The sequence below is a fragment of the Halopseudomonas sp. 4NH20-0008 genome, assembly GCF_057548395.1.
Genome location: NZ_BAAJMD010000035.1, coordinates 1 through 1,574 on the forward strand (window position 1 = coordinate 1; position 1,574 = coordinate 1,574).

General features: G+C 55.1%; 2 protein-coding genes. One reads left to right on the plus strand and one right to left on the minus strand.

From position 1 onward, the window contains the following. The coding region (locus tag AC27HQ_RS16895; RefSeq protein WP_487157362.1) for an ADP-ribosylglycohydrolase family protein at positions 1-630 on the minus strand (630 nt) is incomplete at its 3' end. A gap of 84 nt (positions 631-714) precedes the next feature. On the opposite strand from AC27HQ_RS16895, the gene AC27HQ_RS16900 reads away from it, so the two are divergent. Further along, positions 715-1,574 (plus strand): helix-turn-helix transcriptional regulator (locus AC27HQ_RS16900; RefSeq protein WP_487157363.1); only part of this gene is annotated, 860 nt, incomplete at its 3' end.

Sequence of the window (1,574 nt, forward strand, 5' to 3'; positions counted from 1 at the left end):
GACGGCAAATTCGCCGAAACGGCTGCTTTGACTCAGAGCAGAGAGGCAGGTGTTACCTGGTGCGCGCCGGGACCACAGTTCAGATTCGGTGATCAGCCAGCCGTCCATGCCCACCTTGGTAGAGGCTGGAACATGCTGAGTGGCAAGCCAGCGTAGTAACGCGTGATGAACCACCGATGGCATATCACAGATCCCTCTGGCTTCGCCTCGGACCGTCGCGCGAATCAAGCCCTCGGCGGTAAAGAGCATCATTTGTGTGTCATCGGTGATGGCACCCACGCGGCCATAAGCCGGTGCCATCTGACGGATACCGGCCGGACCGAATTGCTTTTGAATAGTTGCCCAGTCACTGAACTCTACTGCTGCGCCCAATGCATCACCCACTGCGCCCCCTAGCAGACAACCTTGGATGCGTGCTGGGTCATTCACTGCTAATGCATGCCGGTCGTCTGGTTGCCATTCAGTATCAAAACTGTCTGTAAGTGGAATCCGGAAAATCCGGCCATCATCACGCCGGCCCCAGATCAAAGGACGCGGGTCTGTATAGTCAGTGTGAATGATACGGAGACTGTCACCGCTAGCGGGGGCTGTGATGCGGTCAAAAAGCTCAGGCCTGAAGGTTCCATTCATAGGCGTACTCCTGCTGTGTTTGAAGGTGACAGCCTGCACCACCTATGCGACTATTTCTGTCGCATAGCCCAACAAGGAGCCGTTATGAGCCAGCGCGATACCCTGTTCCGTCACTTGGCCATCCTGCAGATGTTGCCAAGAGCCCCCCACAGCCTGAGTACCACGACCATTCAGATGCGTCTGGAGGAACAGGGTTACAATATGACGTCGCGCTCTGTTCAGCGTGATCTTGAAAAGCTGGCAGATCACTTCCCGCTTGAGTGCAACAAGAGCGGCAAACCGTTCAAATGGTGTTTTATCGCCAACTACAACAGTGATCTCCCCGCATTGGATACGGTTACCGCCTTGACGCTGGTGCTGGCAGAAGAAGCTGTTCGCGGCTTGTTGCCCAAGGTTGCGATGGACAAGATCAGCTACAAGTTCCAGAGCGCGCGCAAACACCTGGACGGACTGCAAGGCAACGATTTTTCGCAATGGAGTCGCAAGGTACGTGCCATTCCGAATGGCAAGTCACTGATACCCGCCGAGATCAAGGCTACAATCTGGGAAGGCCTTACCGACGCCCTCCTCAATCATTACGCAGTTGATGTCGAGTACATGAGTAGACTTAAAGGCGAACTCAAGCGCTATACACTGCATCCTCTGGGGCTGGTAACCCGAGACAGCAGCTCCTATTTGCTGGCTACCGTGAATGACCATGATGATGTCCGCCAATTCGCTCTTCACCGCTTCCGCTCAGTAACAGAAAGCGTCAGCCTGTATCGGGCTCAGCCAGACTTTGATGTGCAGCGCTACATTGACCAGGGTGCGTTCGGCTTTCCGATGGAAGATGAGCCTATAAGGCTGGTTGCGCGCATTGACTCAACGGTGGCCTGGTTACTCTCGGAAACACCGCTGAGTAAAGACCAAAGCCTGTCCGAGCCCGACACGCAGGGCTGGGTACA